The 20,233-nt window shown below is 47.1% G+C and carries 12 protein-coding genes; 6 read left to right on the top strand and 6 right to left on the bottom strand.

Going from position 1 to position 20,233, the window contains the following annotated elements:
- Positions 1-102 precede the first annotated feature (102 nt).
- Positions 103-513, top strand: coding sequence for a KGK domain-containing protein (locus QUB52_RS13890; RefSeq protein WP_332973500.1), 411 nt, complete (start codon positions 103-105; stop codon positions 511-513).
- Positions 514-1,088: 575 nt separating this feature from the next.
- Here QUB52_RS13890 and QUB52_RS13885 read toward each other — a convergent pair.
- Positions 1,089-1,262: a reverse transcriptase N-terminal domain-containing protein gene (locus QUB52_RS13885; protein ID WP_332973498.1), complete on the bottom strand. Its 174-nt coding sequence runs from the start codon at positions 1,260-1,262 to the stop codon at positions 1,089-1,091.
- A 756-nt stretch (positions 1,263-2,018) separates the two neighbouring features.
- Complete coding sequence (gene ilvD, locus QUB52_RS13880) at positions 2,019-3,704, bottom strand: dihydroxy-acid dehydratase (RefSeq protein ID WP_332973497.1); 1,686 nt, start codon at positions 3,702-3,704, stop codon at positions 2,019-2,021.
- Between the two features lie 302 nt (positions 3,705-4,006).
- Between ilvD and QUB52_RS13875 the strand changes: the two genes are divergently transcribed.
- Together QUB52_RS13875 and QUB52_RS13870 are read left to right on the top strand one after the other, a co-directional pair.
- Complete coding sequence (locus tag QUB52_RS13875) at positions 4,007-4,852, top strand: pentapeptide repeat-containing protein (RefSeq protein WP_265233542.1); 846 nt, start codon at positions 4,007-4,009, stop codon at positions 4,850-4,852.
- 220 nt (positions 4,853-5,072) lie between these two features.
- The gene (locus QUB52_RS13870) at positions 5,073-5,900 is read left to right on the top strand and encodes a sulfite exporter TauE/SafE family protein (protein WP_265233543.1); all 828 of its coding nucleotides are present in this window, start codon (positions 5,073-5,075) and stop codon (positions 5,898-5,900) included.
- Positions 5,901-5,934: 34 nt separating this feature from the next.
- On the opposite strand, the gene QUB52_RS13865 is transcribed toward QUB52_RS13870, so the two are convergent.
- Positions 5,935-6,735 carry a hypothetical protein gene (locus QUB52_RS13865; RefSeq protein ID WP_332973496.1) on the bottom strand — a complete coding sequence of 267 codons (801 nt, stop codon included), beginning with the start codon at positions 6,733-6,735 and terminating at the stop codon, positions 5,935-5,937.
- Positions 6,736-6,942: 207 nt separating this feature from the next.
- Between QUB52_RS13865 and QUB52_RS13860 the strand changes: the two genes are divergently transcribed.
- Positions 6,943-7,269, top strand: coding sequence for a hypothetical protein (locus tag QUB52_RS13860; protein WP_265233545.1), 327 nt, complete (start codon positions 6,943-6,945; stop codon positions 7,267-7,269).
- Positions 7,270-7,540: 271 nt separating this feature from the next.
- A complete protein-coding gene (locus QUB52_RS13855; RefSeq protein ID WP_265233546.1) occupies positions 7,541-8,080 on the top strand; it encodes a GIY-YIG nuclease family protein in 540 nt (179 codons plus the stop codon).
- Between the two features lie 220 nt (positions 8,081-8,300).
- Here QUB52_RS13855 and QUB52_RS13850 read toward each other — a convergent pair whose 3' ends face one another.
- The 3 genes from QUB52_RS13850 to QUB52_RS13840 form a co-directional block, all read right to left on the bottom strand.
- Positions 8,301-9,632, bottom strand: coding sequence for a hybrid sensor histidine kinase/response regulator (locus QUB52_RS13850; RefSeq protein WP_332967518.1), 1,332 nt, complete (start codon positions 9,630-9,632; stop codon positions 8,301-8,303).
- A gap of 453 nt (positions 9,633-10,085) precedes the next feature.
- Positions 10,086-14,210 carry an ATP-binding protein gene (locus QUB52_RS13845; protein ID WP_332973493.1) on the bottom strand — a complete coding sequence of 1,375 codons (4,125 nt, stop codon included), beginning with the start codon at positions 14,208-14,210 and terminating at the stop codon, positions 10,086-10,088.
- 52 nt (positions 14,211-14,262) lie between these two features.
- On the bottom strand, positions 14,263-19,773 hold the full coding sequence (locus QUB52_RS13840) for a PAS domain S-box protein (protein WP_332973491.1): 5,511 nt from the start codon (positions 19,771-19,773) through the stop codon (positions 14,263-14,265).
- Positions 19,774-19,994: 221 nt separating this feature from the next.
- Here QUB52_RS13840 and QUB52_RS13835 point away from each other — a divergent pair, with 221 nt between their 5' ends.
- The gene (locus tag QUB52_RS13835; RefSeq protein WP_332976201.1) at positions 19,995-20,195 is read left to right on the top strand and encodes a hypothetical protein; all 201 of its coding nucleotides are present in this window, start codon (positions 19,995-19,997) and stop codon (positions 20,193-20,195) included.
- Positions 20,196-20,233 lie beyond the last annotated feature (38 nt).

The following is a 20,233-nucleotide window of genomic DNA, read 5'->3' as shown; positions in this document are numbered from 1 at the left end:
CCTGGTTATCCCAAAAATACGCCAATACTCTATAATTATTATAAGTAGGTTAGGTTGAAGAATGAAACCCAACACAACGTTTAAGTTAAACGAGATTTAATCATGAGCAATAATGACGATGAAGAAAAATTTATTAAATTAGACTACCAAGAAGTTTTGTGGCTTGTAAACGACTGGAAAAGTCTTAATAAAGATTTAGGAGTTAACTCTTATTTTGCACATCCAATTATTAGTATTGGCCAATTTCAAACATATCTCAAAAACCAGACCAGTATCCAAGAAGAGATAAAATCTGTGCTATTTGGTGAAGGCATAGAAGGTGAAGTTCTTAGGTTTGGTAGTCAAGGTTGGAAAAAAGGAAAAATTAGAGTTCAAATAGTTGTAGAATTTTGCCCAGACGAACCAGAAGTCGAAGAAACACCAGAAAACAACGAGTCACAAACTAGCCAACCAGAATCCCCCCTCGATGATTTGCGCCGCAAACTTCTCAATCAAGAAAACTCAGCCAGCTAATCCATCAAACATCTGCGGTTAAAATACATCATGACTAAAACCCCCAGAATTCCCATTCTCCCAGAAGTCAGAAAATACGTATTTACTCGCAACAAATACTAGAAAATCCGGCGATTGGAAATCGCGGCTACACAGACAAAACCCACTCCAAGCGGGTTGAAGACATTCTTAGGAACGAAAATTTAATAACTTAAACCACGACTACAGTCCTCTCTCCTATAGCGGTTCTCAAAAAAAGTGAGGTATGCCATATGCCCTATGCCCTATGCCCTATGCCCGAAGCGTACCTGATCTTTCTGAGAAAGGCTATATACCCCAATACGGTTCACTTAACATATTTATGCCCCGGAGATCCCCCTAAATCCCCCGAAAGCAAGGGGGACTTTGAGGGCATTCTTGTCCCCCCCTTTTTAAGGGGTGTGCCAGGGAGATCTGTCTGTTAGAGTCGATAGGGGCATTTCTACCCCTACCTCTCCTTCAGAACGGAACGTGAAACTTTCGCTTCATTCCGCTCCTTGATATCTTCATCCTTTGATAAGGATACAATCCAAAACGGATGTTATAATGATTCTTGATTAAGAACCGTCATTTTCCGTTTTTGTGTCGTGACAGTGCTTATACTTAACATCATCACGCTCACTTGCTAGATAGATACGTTTTTGCAACTTGAATGTCAATCTTTCGGCTTTTCGCCAATTGATTTGATTCCATTCCACCGTCGGGTTGTCCCGCGTTTTAGACTTATTCATTGCTACTAAAGTTCCTATCCTTGAAGTTACCATGTATCTGTCTGCATATTTCTGTCATTACAACAGAACATTGGCTTCTGACACAATCCCTCTCTCATATATTATTCGTTAGCTACTTACTGGGTAATCGACCTGTTTTCCAGAAATATATGGGAGTTACTTCGTTCCAAATACACATTGATTGAGTTTTTAGTGTGATGCTATCCACCGGGTTTATGGGCGGTGCTTATAGGTCGATACTCAAATCGCCTATGCCCTATCCTTCCCTTTTGGGTTGGTCTTAATCAGTCTTTACCGTGTTTCACAACGGGTTTATTCTTGATTGAGCCGTTAGACCATCTACGGTAACGATGGTTCGGACACATCTTTGTTTTCACTACACATGAACTCTTGCTCGACAGTTACCAGTTTCGGCTACCAGTAGTCTGCCTTTTATCCCCGCTTTATCTTGTTGGTTGCTACCCAGCAACATAGGGGGTATGCTTTTACCGCTGCACTTGCGGACTGGGACTTGGGATGACCCGCACCCAGATGTGTATTTAGTTGTTATGGCTTTGGGAGCCATACTAGCCATCCTTGAGTATTGCTACTCATTTCGACTAAACGAATCGCACTAAGTAAACCGTATTGCTATATACCCCAATTCGATTGGGATTTTTTAACCGCAGATATCAGCGGATGAGCGCAGATGTACGCAGATGAAATACCATCTGCGTTCATCTGCGTTTATCTGCGGTTAAAAAAAGTCTTCCTTCTTTAACCCAAGCCCAAATCAGTCACAGCACCAATACTGCTAGAAGAAACCAACTTAGCGTATTTAGCCAAAACTCCCCTAGTATAGCGAGGCTGAGGAGCCTGCCAAAGAGCCCGTCGCCGCTCCAATTCTGCATCATCAACATTGAGCTGCAACAACCTATTTGGAGCATCAATCGTGATTGAATCGTCCTCATTTACGAGAGCAATTATGCCGCCAACTTGCGCTTCTGGTGCCACGTGACCCACCACCATGCCGTAGGTTCCGCCAGAAAAACGGCCATCAGTAATTAACGCCACAGAATCGCCTAAACCTGCGCCAATAATTGCCGAAGTTGGTGCTAACATTTCGCGCATTCCCGGCCCGCCTTTTGGCCCTTCGTAGCGGATGACAATTACATCTCCGGCTTTGATTTTGCCAGCCAAAATTGCAGCCAAACAATTTTCTTCCGATTCAAATACCCGCGCTGGGCCGGTAATTTGTGGTTTTTTAACACCTGTAATTTTAGCAACGGCTCCTTCTGTTGCCAAATTTCCCCTCAGAATTGCTAAATGTCCTTGGGCGTACATCGGGTTGTTCCAAGGACGGATGACATCTTGATCGGCGCGCGGTTCGGCTGGAATATCTGCTAACACTTCAGTAATAGTTTGGCCGCTAATTGTCAGCGCGTCTCCGTGCAGTAAACCGCGTTCCAAAAGCATTTTCATTACTAGAGGAATGCCGCCGGCTTTGTGCAAATCGACGGCTACGTATTTGCCGCTTGGTTTGAGGTCGCACAAGACTGGCACTTTGGCTCGAATTGTTTCAAAATCGTCGAGGCACAACTCAACGCCGATCGCATTTGAAATCGCCAATAAATGCAGCACAGCGTTGGTTGAACCGCCGATCGCCATAATTACCGCGATCGCATTTTCAAAGGCCGCTCGTGTCAAAATTTGGCTCGGTAACAACTGTTTCCGAATCGCTTCCACCAAAACTTTGGCAGATTCCTCAGCGCTGTCAGCTTTTTCGGCATCCTCAGCAGCCATTGTCGAAGAATAGGGCAAACTCATGCCCATCGCTTCAAAAGCGCTGGACATCGTATTTGCTGTGTACATTCCGCCACAGGAACCCGCGCCCGGACAAGCTTTGTGTTCCACTGCGGTGAGTTCTGCTTCGTCAATTTTGCCCGCGCTGAATTGACCGACTGCTTCAAAAACGCTGACAACGGTTAAATCTCGTCCGTTGTGGTGTCCCGGTTTGATCGTGCCACCGTAGACAAAAATAGCAGGAATGTTCATGCGGGCGATCGCAATCATCGCCCCCGGCATATTCTTATCGCAGCCGCCCACAGCCAGTACACCGTCCATACTTTGGCCGTTACAAACCGTTTCAATGGAATCAGCAATCACATCTCTCGACACCAGAGAATATTTCATCCCTTCAGTTCCCATCGAGATCCCGTCGCTGATCGTAATCGTACCGAACATCTGCGGCATCGCGCCAGCTTCCCGCGCACCGGCCACAGCCCGCAAAGCGAGCTCGTTCAATCCCATATTGCAGGGCGTAATCGTGCTGTACCCGTTAGCAATCCCCACAATGGGCTTAGTGAAATCGCCGTCGCCAAAACCCACGGCCCGCAGCATAGCTCGGTTGGGCGCGCGCTGCACACCGCCAGTCACAGCTTGGCTTCTCAAATTTTCAGGCATTTTAAAATTTCCTTTGTCAGTTGTCAGTTGTTTGTGGTTCAGTTGTCAGTTGTCAGTTGTTTGTGGTCGCTGGCTGTTGACTGCTGACTGTTGATATCTTTACGCTATCTTTGATTCTCTCAGAATCGCTGACATTTGTGAGGCCCTCTAGAATAGATTCGCACAGCAGTGTGGGGACAGCAGAGGGCAAAAATTATACTGATACTAAAGTGTGCAGGGTGAATACCGTGGTTATCTGGGATGATGTGTGTGGTATAACCCGTCATTCTAACGTTTGAAACAAAAATTGCGAGGCTAATGACATGGAGGCCGATCGAATTCTGAGGCAATATGCGGCCGGAGAAAGAATTTTTCGAGAGATTAACCTCGCGGGAGCCGACTTAAAAGGGGTCAACCTCAGCGAGGCTAATTTTACCCGATCGAATTTCCAAAACGCCAACCTCAAAGGCGCTAACCTGACGGGAGCGAACTTGCGCGAGGTGAAATTGGCAGGAGTGGACATGACGGAAGCCAACCTCAGCGAAGCAAATCTTATCGGTACCGATTTGAGCCGCGCCAATCTCAGCGGGGCTAACTTGGTGGGAGCAAACCTGCGCGGCTCAATGGCGAGAGAAGTCAACATGACTAAAGCAAATTTGACGGAAGCAAATTTGACAGAAGCCAACTTTACCGAAGCGAATTTGTTTGCGGCTAACTTAACGGAAGCTAGCATGATTCGCACTAATTTGATGAAGGCCAATTTAAGTTGGTCAACTCTCAAAGCCGTAAACCTGACAAATGCTATCCTCAGCGAGTCGCTTTTAGAAAGAGCTAATCTGACTCAGGCAATTCTCAGCGGGGCGATGCTGAGTGGGGCCAACCTGACTGGTGCAGACTTGCGCCAAGTCACGATGGTTGGAGCTAATCTCACCGAAGCTAATCTGAGCAATGCTAATTTGAGAGTTGCCAATATGAGTTGGTCAACGCTGCGCGGAGCTAACTTGAGCGGTGCTAATTTGTTCCGGGCTAAGCTTTACTGGTCTAATTTGAGCGGGGCTATTCTGGTGGAAGCTGTTTTGATTGATGCTAATCTCAATCGAACTAACTTCCGTGATGCTGATTTGAGGCGGGCAATTATGCCTGACGGCGCCACTAATGACTCTCAATAGTTAACTGTTAACTCTCAATAGTTAACTGTTAACTGTTAACTCTCAATAGTTAACTGTTAACTAATATCATGTCCGGTTGAATAGTTATCATACTTTTGTCCGACCATGCCCAATGCCCCATGCCCCATGACCTGTTTGGCCAATGCCCAATGCCCCATGCCCCATGACCTGTTTGCCCAATGCCCGTAGGTTTTATTAGCAATTAACCGGACTTGATATAATGAATGTTAGCGAATTATTGATTCTGGGTGCGGCCGGACTGTTTGCGGGTATCCTAGCTGGTTTTTTGGGTATCGGCGGCGGTACGGTGCTTGTACCTTTGTTGGTGGCTCTCAATTATGCTCCGGTGCAAGCGGTTGCTACTAGCGGTTTGTCGATCGTAATTACGGCTCTTTCTGGCAGCATCCAGAATTGGCGCATGGGCTACCTCAATTTGAGTCAAGTCGCAGGCATCGGATTTCCCGCCGTCATCACAGCACAAATTGGTGCTTATTTGGCGGGGATATTTCCGCCTTATTTGCTGTTAGTTTCTTTTGGGTTGTTGTTGTGGCTGAATATTTATTTGATTGAAGTTCGCAAGCACCTGACAGCTAAGAAAGCGGAAGGGGAAGGGGAAGAATCAGGCTCAATTTCCAATTCCCAATTCCCAAACAATTCAAATATTTTATTTAATCCAACTTTTGCTAAAATTGCGACTGGCAGTGCGGCGGGTTTATTAGCGGGTTTGTTCGGCGTTGGTGGCGGCGTGATTATGGTTCCTCTGCAAATCTTGCTGTTAGGAGAAAGCATTAAAACCGCAATTCAAACGAGTTTGGGTGTCATCGTCATCACTGCTATTTCGGCGACGGCGGGACACGCGGCGCGCGGCAATGTTTTGTGGGTTGTGGGGTTGATTCTGGGGGGGGGCGGTTTGTTAGGGGCGCAAATTAGCACGCGGTTTTTGCCGAGATTGTCCGATCGCACTATTAGTTTAGCTTTTCGATCGCTCTTGGCAGTATTATCGCTCTATGTTTTCTGGCAAGCTTGGCAAAAATTTAGTAATGGGTAATTGGTAAGGTGCGCAGTGCGCACCCTACGAAAGACTAATTTTCTGATAGTTTCTTGACGGCGCGAGTCAGACGCTGCAAATAAGGCTTGACAATTTCTTGATTTTGGCGCTGCAACTTGGAAACCTGGTTCTGCAAAAGGTGAATCTCGGTTTGCAACATCCCTGTGTCTATTGTCGGTCGATCGAGCAAAACCTGCAATTGCTTCAGAGAACCTTGGATTTCATTCAAGTCTACTTCAGTCGATCGCTCCTGCAACTCTGCTGTAATAGTTTTAACCTCAGTTAACTTTTCGTCCAGCAATAAAAATCGGACATTGACATTTTCCCAATCATGCTCTCTGAGGGCGCTATTTTCCAGAATGCGGAGTTTTTGCTGCAAATCCGACAGCATGGTGTAGAGTTCCTGAGAATCGGCAGGAAGTGCCTGTGCTTGGCGTTCGAGGGATGCTACCGCACCTTGTAAGTCGGCGATGGGGCCCGATTCCAAAATACCGAGTTTTTGTTTCAAGTCGGAGACGGTGGTGTCGAGTTGGACAAGTTCTCCAGGTAGTCTCTGAACTTGCTGCGATCGACCTTCTACTGCGGCCTGCACCTCCGCGATCGCAGAATTTGCCTTGTATTGCATTTTTTGCTCGAAACGCTGGCGATTGGCGAGATTTAGCGAGAGTGCTGCGGTTAACGGGGCGGCAGCGTAGAGAATTTGGCCCGACAATCCCGCAGCAATCGTGCCAATCGCTGAACCGGCAATAGAGGCGTATTCTGCCAATTCTAGCCAATCCGGCTGGTTTGGGGAAATTCTCAAAGCTGGGTATGATGCGTCTTCGATCTTCTGCATAGCCTTTTAGTCGTAGTCTGATAGATTCCGATACCGACATGATATAGCGATCGGCAAATAAATCAGGGTCATTTATCAAAATTTCGGGATTGTGATATTTTTACTTACTTCTGCCGAATGCCAAAAGATGAGAATGAGTGCCCTCAAAGCGGTCGGTGTCGGGTAAAATTCAGAATGCGCCGATCGTCTGTCAGGAGTATACAGAAAATGGGTCTCAAGATTATTGAAAGCTACGATAGCAGTTTTGTCCTCGAACCGGAGGCTAAAGCTGCACTGTTCGGTTCACTAACCAGTGACAGCTTTCTCCAACAAGTAGCCGGACAATTGCAGTGCTCGCGGATCGAATTTGCCGAGTTACTTTTTCAGCCAGTCCCTTACAGCAGCGAGACGCCGAAGGGAATGCCTGCGGAATTTCAAAAGTATCACGAATCGATCGATTTTGCGATCGTCAACGTCCCGCCCAATTTCATGTTTCAAGCCAAAATATTTAAACCCAGCCGCCTCTGTGCCGTTTATCGCGTTTTCAAGAATTAGTTGACAGTTGACAGTTGACAGTTGGCAGTTGGCAGTTGGCAGTTGATAGTTGGCAGTTGACAGTTGACAGTTGATAGTTGGCAGTTGGCAGTTGATAGTTGGCAGTTGACAGTTGACAGTTGACAGTTGACATAAGGAAGAAGGAAGAAGGAATAAAACATACACAGCAAGCTTTTTAGCCATCCGTCCGTATTTCACCTTCAATTAAGTAGATTTACTTAAAAATCAGGAAAATTTCAGGAAAAATTAACATCGATAATTCAAACAAAAAATGACAGAAGAAATTCACCCTCTCGCCAGCTTAGAATTCATTCCCTACATTGACTCAGAAGGGAAATTGCCCGAATTTGTCCAGGGTAAAATCGGCGTGTACGCGATTTTCGACAACGAAAAAGTCCTGCAATTTGTCGGCTATTCCCGCGATACTTACCTCAGCCTCAAACAGCATTTGGTGCGCCAAACCGAACATTGCTACTGGCTAAAAGTCCAAATTATCGATCGACCCAGCCGCACTATACTAGAAAGCATCCGATCGAGTTGGATTTCCGAAAACGGTTCCCAGCCCCAGGGCAACGCTGCCGATGCCACCAAGTGGAACGATCCCATCGACACCAAAACCGTGATGACTGCCCAAGAAATCGCAAATTATGAAGGTATTGTCGCCGATGAACTTGCCAAAGATAAATTGTTAAAAAATGTAGCGCGGCGCGTGGAAAATGAAATTTTATCGCTGCTCAAACTTCGCGGTGTAACTGAAGAAATTCGGTTTAATCCCAAACTGAAAACTAGCGGATTGCTGGATTTAAAGTAACTACGCTCTCAGGATAATTCCACACAATCTACCCTGTTTGTAGTCAGGAATTAAGTCCTATCTCTAAGGACTTTATTCCTGACTACGAACTTATAACATTTTAAGATTTATAACAGCAGCCACATCGGGCGCGGACATAAATAACCTTATAAATAGAGCCGATACCAGTCAAGCATAAATAGTTTGATTCCCGTACTGTGCAACTGTCAACTGTCAACTGTCAACCGTCAACTGCCATAACAGATATCGGAATCTGCAAAATGAACTCTGTCCCCCCGCCAAGAGCAGAAATACAACTGATTTTACCTCCATGTTTTTCCACTATAATATCGTGACTGATAGCCAACCCTAATCCAGTACCGCTGCCGACAGGCTTCGTGCTAAAAAATGGGTCAAATATCCGGTGGTACACTGCCTCGCTGATCCCACAACCGTTATCGGCAATGTGAATAACAACCGATTGATTGTTTTGAATTGCGAATTTTGAATCTGGATTGTGCAGCGCAGGTTCTGAGTCAGAAGTTACTGAAGTGCTGATGGTAATTTTTCGAGGATATGGTTTAGTTTCCAGGGCATCAATAGCATTACTTAGCAGGTTCATGAACACCTGATTTAATTGACTGGCGTAACAGGTGATTTTTGGTAGTTGACTGTAGTGTTTGATCACCTCAATTTCACCGGCCTTGTTTGCTTCCTTGAGCCGATGTTCCAAAATAACTAAAGTATTGTCAATGCCTGCATGAATATCCACTGACTTATTTTTTTCTTCGCCAAGGCGGGAGAAGTTGCGCAAAGATAGCACAATTTTGCTGATCCGAGAAGCACCATCTTTCATCGAATTCAGCAGTTTTGGATAATCTTCTGCAATGAAGTCGGGTTGAATTTTGTCCAATTCGTCGGTAATTTCTGCAACGGGGTGCGGGTAGTAATGTCGGTATAATTTGATGAGGCGAACCAAATCTCGTGCATAGTCAGCAGCCATACCAATATTGCCGGAGATAAAGTTGACTGGATTGTTGATTTCGTGAGCAATTCCTGCGGCTAGTTGACCTAAAGAAGCCATTTTTTCCTTCTGTATTAACTGAGCTTGAGTCTTCTTAAGTTCAGTTACAGTTTGTTCGAGTTGTTGGGCGTAGGATTGTGTTTGTTGGAACAAATGGCGCTGCATGATTTGATTTGAGACGCGGGCCAGAACTTCTTTGTCGTGAAACGGTTTTGTGATATAGTCTACACCGCCAACTTCAAAGGCTTTGACTTGATCTAACACTTCATTCAAAGCACTGATAAAAATAACGGGAATGTCCTTGGTTTTGGCAGAAGCTTTTAACTCTTTGCAGACTGTGTAGCCGTCCATATCTGGCATCATGATGTCCAGCAATATCAAGTCGGGAGGAGTTAATTCGATCGACCTTAAAGCTAGTTGACCGTCGGGTGCGGTGCGTGTTTTGTAGCCGTGCTTCGAGAGTATTTTAGATAAAAGATGCAAATTATTCGGAACATCATCAACAATTAAAATATTCCCTTTTAACAGGGGAGTTGTTTGGTCATTCATATCTTTATAAGTAGTCATTAGTCATTAGTCATTAGTCAGTAGTCATTAGTCAGTAGTCATTAGTCATCAGGAAGAAGGAAGAAGGAAGAAGGAAGAAGGAAGAAGGAAGAAGGAAGAAGGAAGAAGGAAGAAGGAAGAAGGAAGCTTTTAGTTATCGTCGCGAGAGAATGAAGAAGCTATCTTCTGCAAGGATGTCAGCAATTATGAACCTCCTCAGCTTCGGGCGCGCTTGCTATTTTTTAAAACAACTTTTGTAGGTTTGTAATGATGACTTTAGGATCAATACGATTCACTTAAGATAATCCGATCGGCAAAACGATGTGACAAAAATATACTGCGATTGCTTTCCAGAAGCGCAATGACAAAAAAGCGTTAAATGAACTGTATTGACTTTAGTATTCAAAGTTTAATGAGGACTGTAGTCCTCACTACGAACATTATTTAATATCATTGTTATTTCGTTTCGGGACGGATGAGAGCTAGTATTTGATTGAATTGAAACTCGTTAGCTAATGCGGCGAGAGCGCTGGCTAAAGAGTGATTTCGATCGCGAATTAGCTCAATTTGATTGAGAATCAATTCTAAATCGCACTCAATTGTAGCTTTCTCTAAATCAGCCAGCCAACCCGCTGGTAAAGCTGCGATAGTCTCTGAAGTCGGAGCCTCGATTGGAGTTGGCTCCGGCACATTCTCCGGTTCATCGTAAATGTAACGCACTCCGAGATGTTTGTGGAGCGTGGTAAATATTTCTGCCTCTCGAAAGGGTTTGTGGATAAAGTCATCGCAATCATCTGATGCAGTAACGGTTCGCGCTTCCTCGGCGCTAGCGGCACTGACGGCAATAATGGCGGTAGCTTGACCTTTAATGGTGCCTTTGATACGTTGCGTAGCTTCATGTCCATCCATCATGGGCATCCACATATCCATAAAAATTAAGTGTGGCTCGAAACTCGACCAGATTTCAATGGCTTCTACACCATTACTGGCTTCTTTGAGTTCAAAGTCAAAGGCTGCAAGGATTTTGATCAGCAGTTTGCGGTTGTCCTCGCGATCGTCCACAATCAAGATCCGATAGCGCTGCTGATTAGGTTCGAGGGCTATTATCCGACGCGGCGGCTGTACCAGTTGAATGTCCGCCGCCTCAACCGCGCTGACGGGGAGATCAAAGGCGAAGGTAGTGCCGCGCCCTACTTGACTGCGCACAGTGATCATGCCACCCATCAGCTTGACAAACTCTTGACTGATGGCTAGCCCCAAGCCGGTTCCCTGCTGAGATGTTTCCCCTGTTTTGGTTTGGACAAAGGCTTGAAAAAGCTGATCTAACTCATCACTCGCCATGCCGCAGCCGGTGTCTTTTATTTCAAAATGTAATTTGTAATTGATTGGTAATTGCTGATTTTCAGGCTCCATAACCCAACTTACTTTTACCGCAATTCCTCCCTCTTTCGTAAACTTAATGGCGTTAGAAAGTAGATTAATTAAAACTTGGCGCAATTTAATTTCATCGGTTTTGACGTATTGCGGAGTATCGCTAGAGTAGCTAAATATTAACTCCAATTGTTGCTCCCGCGCCTGGAGTTGGAACATCTCCTCCACCTCGTTTAGTAGTCTGCTTAATTTAAAGTTTGTTGGGTTGAGGGTAATGCGTCCCGCCTCTATTTTGGCTAAATCTAATATTTGATTGATCAGAGTTAGCAAGTGTTCTCCGCTGCGGTTGATGATCTGGAGATTTTCCTGTTGTTCGCGGCTGAGGTTTGTTGAGCGCTGCATCAATTGGGAGAATCCTAGAATTGAGTTGAGAGGGGTGCGTAATTCGTGGCTCATGTTGGCCAAAAAAGTGCTTTTCGCGAGGTTGGCTGATTCTGCTGCCCAGGCGGTTTGTTGGAGCTGTACTGCTTGCTGTTGAGTGGCTTCGAGCAATTGAGCTTGTTGTAAGGCTACTCCGAGTTGAGTGCTAATTTGCAGCGCAATATTGATCTCTGCTTCGCGCCAAGTACGGGGCCCAGAATTTTGATAGCTGGCGAGCAAACCCCACAGTTGAATGCCACATAATATGGGTGAAATAATGTAGGATTTAGCTTGAAATTGCTCTAATAGTTTCAGGTAACAAGGAGTAAACCCAGCGGTGTATATGTCTTCAATCATGCGGTAAGCAACGCCTCGATTGTACATACCGCCTTGATTTCTTTGTAGATAGGTATCTCGCACTGGTTCTCTGTAGGTTTGGAGCGTTTTTACTGTACAGTTAGAGTCTTCGACAAGATTGTTTGACCAATCAGAATCGTTCGATTGTTTTTGGATCAGAGATGTCCAGCCTTCCGCCATTGACTCGGCAACAAATTCGCCGCTCCAATCTGGATTAAAACGATAGATGGCGACTCGATCGCATTTTAGGGTTTCTCGCAGCTCAGAGGTTGTGGTTTGGAAGATTGTGTCAATATCTAAGGACTGACGGATGCGATCGATCGATCGCCCGATCGCTTGTTCCCGCTGGGCGCTTTCTCGCAAAGCTGCCTCGGCTTGTTTGTGAGCGCTAATATCCAAGACAGTGCCGAACCAACGGATCAACTGCCCTGTTTGATCAAAAACTGGTTTCCCTCGGACTTCCATGTAAGTGAGCGAGCCATCTCTGCGGATCAGCCGCAGATCGAGTTCAAAGCTTTTTTTGTGGATCGATCGCTCTTCAAGCATTGTCAGATAGGGCGATCGATCTTCGGGATGAAAACGCTCGACTAATTCTGGGGTTGCTAGCGGTTTTTGAGTCGGATCGAGCTCGAACATACGATAGAGTTCTTGACTCCAAGTGCTTGTGGCTTGGGCTATATCGTATTCCCAACTACCAATATGGGCAATTTTTTGGGCTTCCAGCAGTCGGGCTTCGGCTAACTGGCGATCGCTAATATCACGGGCTACCCAAACCGCAGAGCGATCGGACAATGGCGAAATTTTAGCAGCAAACCAAACTTCTTGGTTATTAATTTGCAGACTGTAATCAAAATTAATAGTTTGTTGGGTTGCTAATGCCTCTCGAACTCGATCGAAATAAATCTCCTCGCTTTCGTCTTGGAAAAATTGTTGGATGATGGAGTCGATCTGACTCGTGTGATAGTTGTCTTGAAAAATTCCCTTGGTGGGTATGATTTGGATGGTTTTTTCTGTGGGCTCTAAAATTAAGATAATATCTGCGATCGACTCGAATATTTTTAGAATTTGCTCGGTAGAACTGTAAAACTTTTCTTCGAGCAATTGGCGATCGGCAATTTCATCCTGTAATAGTTCATTAGCACGAGCTAAGGCGGTGGTACCAACTTCGGTTTCTAAAGTGCGATTGTAGTTAGTTAAGATTTTTTCTGATTGTTTCCGGCCTGAGATGTCAGCAAAAGCATTGACGGCATAAATAATGTTTCCGCCTGCGTCAAAAATTGGTGTGGCGCGCACCTCAAGAGGAATAATTTCCCCATTTCGATGCAGTTCTAAATCGTCAACGAGCACCGTTTCGGCCCGCAGCGCTCGGAAGGCGGGCAGTTCTTCTGTTGGATACGGCTGATTTTGGCGGTAGATTTGATAAACTTCTACCATTTCTTGTAAAGTCGCTTCGGGGATATTTTCTACGCCGAGCAAACGCTTGGCAGTTTGGTTTAAGTAGATGACTTTACCCGATGTATCGTGGATAGATATCCCTGCGGGTACGGCTTCGATAAATTGCTTGAGTTGGCTCTCACTCTGCGCTAAAGCTTCAGTTAAAGATTTTTGTTCTGCAAAAGCCTTTTGCAGTTGCGCTGCCATTAGATTGAAGGAATTGGTGAGTTCTCCGACTTCATCGCAGCGTCTAATTTCTAAAGGTTGATCCCATTCGCCTTTTGCTACATTTTTGGCGGCGGTATTCAAGCGCAAAATGGGTTTTGTTACCCAACGGGAAGTCAAAAATCCGATCGCACTCCCGATCGCCAGCGTACCCGCGCACAACCACAATGTATTGCGCGTATTCGCTTGAATGGGAGCCATGAAATCCGACTCTGGCACCACCACCACAATCAACCAATCCAAGCCACGGGCATCTCGATAGGGAGTGACGCGGAGAAATTGCGGAGATCCCTCGATCGTCAAAGTCAATTGCTGGGCTGTTTGTAGGGTGCCCAAATTGCCAAATTTGTTGGCGAGTTGCTGAGCAATATATCGGGTGCGGACATCCTGGCTGTTGATGCGCCGCAATGGCATCGGTTGCTGTTTTCCTTGCTTGACAAAAGGCGTTTCTAGGGTGGATGTGGCAACCAAATTGCCCGATCGATCCATGATGAAAGTTTGTCCAGATTTAGAGAAGTGCAGCCGATCGAGAAAAGTGCTAATTTTGGACGGCCCAGAATCATTGGTGAGGCGATCGGCAATTCGCTCTCCTACTTGCTGCATTAGCTGCTGCGCCACCTCCTCGACGGCTTTTTGACCACTTTTAAAAGAAAGAAAGCCTACGACGCCGACGGCGCTGACTGTTAGCAAAACAAACGGAACAATCAAAACTGTTCGCAGGGGAAGCTTGCGGAAAAGTTTTGCTGCTGGGCGGTTGAGGGGATTAATGGGCATAGCGGTAAAGGAATTGCCCTAGTGGAGGCTGATTGTTATGAGTTTTTTACCCCTACCTTGGCACATTTAACTGAGCTAAGACGGCGGCGAATCGAGCAGGATCGATCGGCTTTGCTAAGTGTTCGTTGTAACCAGCGGCGATCGCTCGATCGCGGTCTTGTTGGCTAGCATAAGCTGTTAGCGCCACAGCCGGCAAGCGCTTGATTTTGTCAGATTCGGACGATCGCACTTTGCGGATCAGCGAGTAGCCATCCTCAACCGGCATCCCGATATCGCTGACTAAAATATCTGGCGGCGACTGCTGTAAAATGTTGATCGCCTCAGCAGCCGAAGCAGCAGCAGTCGCACTCGCCCCCAACTGTTGCAGCGCCACCACCAAAAACTCGCGGTTGTCGGGTTCGTCATCAACTACCAACACCTTTAAACCAGCCAAAATACCCGGAGGAATTTGAGCGGCTTTGCTGTCCTCTCTCAACTGTGGCTGCTTACTGCGACGCTGTTTCAGGGGCAGCATTACCGTGAATGTCGCACCCTTGTCTTTACCCGGACTTTCGGCGCGTACAGTGCCGCCGTGGAGTTCCACCAAGTGCCGGACGATCGCCAATCCCAGCCCCAAACCGCTGTCAGCCCGAGTAATCGAGCCATCTGCTTGTCGGAAGCGATCGAATACGTAGGGCAGAAACTCAGCAGAAATGCCCTTGCCGGTATCGCTAACAGTAATTTGCACGTAATTAGGTGATGAGGAATTAGCCACAGCTACCGCAGACAAGCGCACTGCTACAGTTCCGCCAGAAGGCGTAAACTTGACGGCGTTAGTCAGCAAATTCGAGACTACCTGCTGCAACCTCTGGGCATCGCCCCACATCAAACTGACTGCGGGGTCAAATTCCGAGGAAACAGTCACAGACTTAGCCTGGGCTGTGAAAATGACTGAATTCAGAGCAACTTCGATCGTCTTTCTGATCATGAACCAGCCGGGTTTCAGAGCCAGCTTGCCTTGAATAATCCGGGAAACATCGAGCAAATCTTCCACTAGCTGCGCCTGCACCCGTGACTGACGCTCGATCGCTTCGAGGGCGCTCTTTAAAGTTGCTGGGGTGTACCCGCCTCTGCGAAGTATCTGGGCCCAGCCCAGAATCGCATTTAAAGGCGTCCGCAGTTCGTGGGAAAGAGTGGCGAGAAACTCGTCTTTCTGGCGGTTGATGGCTTCTGCTTCGGCCCGCGCGGCTTGTTCGCGATCGAGCAACTGAGCGAGTTCTGCCTCTACTTGCTTGCGATCGCTGATGTCGGCGACGATCGACATACAGTTAATGTTACCCTTGCCGTCGCGGACTGGAGTTGCCCACAAACCGATGTCGATCGATCTGCCGTCTTTCCTTTGGCGGTGGGTTTCCACTCCGGCGAGCCCGTGTCCGGCGCGAATTCTTTTCAACTTCGCCGTGAATTCCTCCCGTTTGTCTGGGGGAATGCTGGGCAAAAATTCACCTACCACCTCTGATTCTGACCAGCCAAAAATCCTCTCGGCGGCTGGGTTCCACATTTTCACAATCCCGTCGTCGGCACTGAAAACGCTAATTGCTAGGGGACAAGCCTGAATCAAAGCTTCCAAAGTTTGATTGATTTGCGATCGCGCTTCCTCTGCTTGTTTGCGATCGCTGATATCGACGTTCACCCCGATCATCCGCAGAGGTAAACCGCGATCGTCCTGAAACACCTTAGCCCTGCAAGCAATCCAGCCCACGCTGTTGTCGGGCCGGCAGATGCGGAACTCAATGTTTAATTCCTCCCCGGAAGCTGCGGTTGCCTGCACCTGCTGTTGGGTGAAAGTGCGATCGTCTGGATGCACCATTGCCAGCAAATTTTGATAGCTGCTGTCGAAACCGCCGATCGGCAGCCCGTACAATGCCTCTAACTCCGGCGTACAAGCGAGTTCGCCCGTTTGGACGTTCCATTCAAAAGTTCCGATTTTGCCTGCTTGCTGAGCGATTTGCAGCCGTTGTTGATTGTTTTTGAGTTCTGCTTCCACCCGCGAGATTTCGGTCAAGTCGATGTAGAAGGCGACGATCGTCTCTGGTTCGCCCTTGTCGGGGCACAAAGTCGTCGCGCCCATCAAAATCGGGACGCGGCTGCCATCTTTGCGGATGTACTCTTTCTTAAAAGGAGTTGCAACTCCCTTAGCCCGGAGTTCTTGCGCCGCCCTGGCGTCGAGGTGCAGGTATTCGGGGGGGGTCATCCTGTCCCACCGCATGATACCGGAGAGCACGTCTGAGCGGGTGTAGCCGACCATTTTTAGCAGGGAGTCGTTGGCGTAGGCGATGCGGCCGGTCAAATCGCCGATCGCGACTCCGAAAATATTGGACTCAAACAGTCGCCGGAATATGGCTTCGCTTTGCTGCACCAACCGTTTTGCTTGATTGCGATCAGTAATTTCGGCAACCACAGTGCTGACTCCCAACAGCGTTCCCGATTCATCGATCACGGGGTAAAAGCTGACTTGCCAATCCCGGACAACTCCCGGCTGTTGAAGGGTTGCAGCCTTCATTTCCAAGTCGAGCACGGGGGTTTGCGTTGCCAGCACTTGCAGGTAAATCGGCTCTACCATATCGGCAAGTTCTGGTATCGCTTCTCTGACGGTGTGCCCGATGTGATCTGCGATCGATCTGCCGTTGATCTGAGCGAGGCATTCGTTCATGCGGATGTAGCGCAAATTGGTATCGACAAAGGAGAGCCCAACTGGTGTGGTGTTGTAAACTAAGTCGAGTTCTGCTAGTTGGTTGCGAATGCGAATTTCGTTTTCTCGGAGTTGGTTTTGGGCTTGTTTGCGATCGGTGATATCGAGTACAAAGAACGATCCTTTGTCTGTGAATCCTTGCAAGTTTCCGGCGCCGGCTAAAATTGGAAAGCGTGTGCCGTCTTTGCGGATGAATTCTTTTTCATAGGGCGCGCAACTTCCTGATGCTGCGATTTGGGCGAGGGCGCTGCGATCGAGTTCTGCGTATTCCGGCGGCGTGATATCGACCCAGCGAATCTGTCCAGAAACTAAGTCTTTCCTAGTATATCCAATCATTTCCAGCAGCGCGTCGTTAGCTTCCGTAATTTCGCCGTCCACATCCCAGAAACCGATACCGATCATATTAGATTCAACCACGCTGCGGAACCGCGTTTCGCTTTTCCGCAAAGCTAATTCTGTTTGTTTGGCGGCGGTAATATCTGCGAGAATTATGCCGGCACCGATGATTTCTCCCCTTTCATTTTTCACTGGGTAATAGTTGGCTAGCCAGTAGCCAAAATCTCCCGCTTTTCCCGGAAGTTCGTCGCTAACTTCTACATTTAAAATAGGTTGACCGGTTTCTAGAACTTGCTGAATTATCGGTGCAAATTTGGCTGCTGATTCTGGCAACAATTGGCGGAAATCTTGACCGAGATGCTCTTCGGCGGACAAACCCTGGAGTTCTGCTAAGACGTGATTGATATGGATGAAGCGCATTTCGCGATCGAGAAAGCAAATCGCTAGGGGAGATGCTTCTAACAGCGCGTCAATTAAGGCGAAGGATTCCGATGTTTGAGATAGTGCTTGTTGTGCTTCTGTATAAAGTCTGGCGTTGTCTAGGGCGATCGCCACGCGGTATGCTAAATCTTCTAGCATTGCCATGTCTGCTGCACTGTAGCGGCGGCCAAACTTCGAGGTAAAGCAACTAATCGCACCCATTACCCGCCCGCGCGCTTTCAGCGGTACGCAAGCGTGAGATCCGATATTGAGCGATCGCAATCTTTCCATTTCTGCTGCATTGTCGGCTGCTGCTGCTAAAATCTCTGCATCCACTTCGGCAATTAGCTCGGATTTGCCGCTGCGAATTACCAGCGGATAGCCGTTAACAGCATCGGAGGCGATCTGGCTGCGGATTCTCAAGTTATTCAGAGTATCAACCGTAGAGGGTTCTACGTGAGCCACAGCGACTTGGCGCACTTTTGAGTCAGTTTCGGTCAAATGAATGCAACACCCGTCTGCGATCGAATTAACGGCTAATTCAGCGACATTTTGCAGCACTGTTTCCCCGTCAAACGCCGCAGCCAGCATTTTGCTAACTTCTGCTAAAAATCCCGATCGCCGCTGTTCAATTTCCGCTTTTTCCCTAGCTGCTTGTTCGATTGTCAACTGCAATCTTTGAGTTTCGGCAAGTTTGAGTTCTGTGATGTCGCGGGCAACAATTAACGCCGATTCTGGTACGCCGTCTTTGTCAAATTCTGGAACAACGCGAGATTGATATGTTCTGAGACCGTCGGTTGAGTGCCCCTGAAATTCGATGATTTTTTCTCTACCTGTTCCTAATACTTGGTGCAGGGTTTCATCCCACATTTGGCAGAGTTCTGGCAGCATTCCTAGGTCTTGATTGGTTTTGCCGAGGAAGAATGAAACTGGTTTTCCTTGGCTTCTGGCAACTGCTTGATTGACATAAATATAACGCAGTTCTTTGTCAATGCGGATAATCGCATCTGGCGTATTTTCTAGCAGCGTTCTCAGTTGCTGTTCGCTGCTTGACAAAGCTGCTTGCGTTTTTTTTCTTTCGGTGACATCTCGCACCGTGCCCACGTGTCCGATGAGTTCGCCACAGTCGGAGAACATCGGCGCGGAACCAACGTGAATCCAGCGCACAATCCCCTCTGATATTTGCAGGCGATACTCGATCGCATATTCCCCAGCTTCTTGAGTATAATCCTGCCATTGGCTCAATACGCGCGATCGGTCTTCCGGGTGAATGCAATTCTCCCAACCTTCTCCTAAAATTTCTGCCAAACTCAAGCCCAAAATTGCCTGACAGCGCGGGTTTGCATAGGTGTAGCGCCCCTGGAAATCCGCCATAAAAATCCCCATCGGCGAACAGGAACTTAAACAGCGAAATCGTTCTTCTTGAGCTTGCAGCGCTTCTTTAGCGACTGTCAGTTCTGCCGTGCGCTGTTTAACACGGTTTTCTAGCTCAGAGTAAGCTAAAGCTAGGGCTAGTTCTGCTGATTTGCGATCGGTAATATCAATGCCACTTGTTATCACATATTCTACCACACCCTCGCCATCGACCATCACTGTATTCGACCAAGAAATGAAGCGCTTGCCGCCATTCTTAGTACGCCAATAGTTTTGATATTCGCTGTAAAATTCTGCGGTGTTAAGTTTAGCAAAAACTGTTTGTACTGGCTCTATTTCTTCGGGAATCAAGAAGAGATCCCAAACATATTTATCCACAACTTCTGCTGCTGAGTAGCCTGTGGTTTTTTCGCAAGCTTGGTTAAAGCGGACAATCCGTCCTTGGCTGTCGAGAACTACAATTAAGCAAGCCGTCGTGTCAATTACTTTTGAAATAATCTGGCGTTCTATTTCTAGTTCTTGTTCTGCGGACTTTAAGCTAAAATACCAAGCGCTAACCATTGCAGCGGCAAAAAGTAAAATTGCAGGAGTTGCCTGGAAGGAAAACAGTAACAGACTTGTCAGCAGTAAAGCCGTGGCGGCGCTAAATGTAGCAATGCTGTAAGATTTAATGGGTAAGGGCAAGACCTGAAACCGACTCATTTTTGTTGACCTGTAGCGATGGCGCGATCGCACGAGTTCTGGTACCGATGAAACAATATTGTTAAAACTAATTATGTCTTTTTCCTATACATGACCACATTTGTAGGGGTCGTGCCATCTTCCCAGAGACAGATTTGCCGAAGTCAGTTGACAGTTGACAGTTGATAGTTGTCAGTTGTTAGTTGTCAGTTGTTAGTTGTCAGTCAGAGGGAATAAGAAAAATGCTCCCACTCTCCCCATCTCCCACTCTCCCCATCTCCCCATCTCCCCATCTCCCCATCTCCCCCTCTCCCACTCTCCCACTCTCCCCATCTCCCACTCTCCCCATCTCCCACTCTCCCACTCTCCCACTCTCCCACTCTCCCCTCTCTCCATTCGTCGAAGCCAAACAATTTATACGCGCAGCAGCTTATGATAAATGAATCGACAAACTGGATAAGTTGATTTCTGGGAGGAACTT

Origin of the sequence: Microcoleus sp. A6-C6 (genome assembly GCF_036705955.1) — a bacterium.
GTDB lineage: Bacteria > Cyanobacteriota > Cyanobacteriia > Cyanobacteriales > Microcoleaceae > Microcoleus.
This window is presented reverse-complemented; position numbering and strand designations above follow the sequence as displayed.

What these genes read in the sequence shown, in the direction of transcription:
- QUB52_RS13890 (WP_332973500.1), top strand. Translation starts at nt 103, where the DNA reads ATGAGCAATAATGACGATGAAGAAAAATTTATTAAATTAGACTACCAA.
- QUB52_RS13885 (WP_332973498.1), bottom strand. Translation starts at nt 1,262, where the DNA reads ATGAATAAGTCTAAAACGCGGGACAACCCGACGGTGGAATGGAATCAA.
- ilvD (WP_332973497.1), bottom strand. Translation starts at nt 3,704, where the DNA reads ATGCCTGAAAATTTGAGAAGCCAAGCTGTGACTGGCGGTGTGCAGCGC.
- QUB52_RS13875 (WP_265233542.1), top strand. Translation starts at nt 4,007, where the DNA reads ATGGAGGCCGATCGAATTCTGAGGCAATATGCGGCCGGAGAAAGAATT.
- QUB52_RS13870 (WP_265233543.1), top strand. Translation starts at nt 5,073, where the DNA reads ATGAATGTTAGCGAATTATTGATTCTGGGTGCGGCCGGACTGTTTGCG.
- QUB52_RS13865 (WP_332973496.1), bottom strand. Translation starts at nt 6,735, where the DNA reads ATGCAGAAGATCGAAGACGCATCATACCCAGCTTTGAGAATTTCCCCA.
- QUB52_RS13860 (WP_265233545.1), top strand. Translation starts at nt 6,943, where the DNA reads ATGGGTCTCAAGATTATTGAAAGCTACGATAGCAGTTTTGTCCTCGAA.
- QUB52_RS13855 (WP_265233546.1), top strand. Translation starts at nt 7,541, where the DNA reads ATGACAGAAGAAATTCACCCTCTCGCCAGCTTAGAATTCATTCCCTAC.
- QUB52_RS13850 (WP_332967518.1), bottom strand. Translation starts at nt 9,632, where the DNA reads ATGAATGACCAAACAACTCCCCTGTTAAAAGGGAATATTTTAATTGTT.
- QUB52_RS13845 (WP_332973493.1), bottom strand. Translation starts at nt 14,210, where the DNA reads ATGCCCATTAATCCCCTCAACCGCCCAGCAGCAAAACTTTTCCGCAAG.
- QUB52_RS13840 (WP_332973491.1), bottom strand. Translation starts at nt 19,773, where the DNA reads ATGAGTCGGTTTCAGGTCTTGCCCTTACCCATTAAATCTTACAGCATT.
- QUB52_RS13835 (WP_332976201.1), top strand. Translation starts at nt 19,995, where the DNA reads ATGCTCCCACTCTCCCCATCTCCCACTCTCCCCATCTCCCCATCTCCC.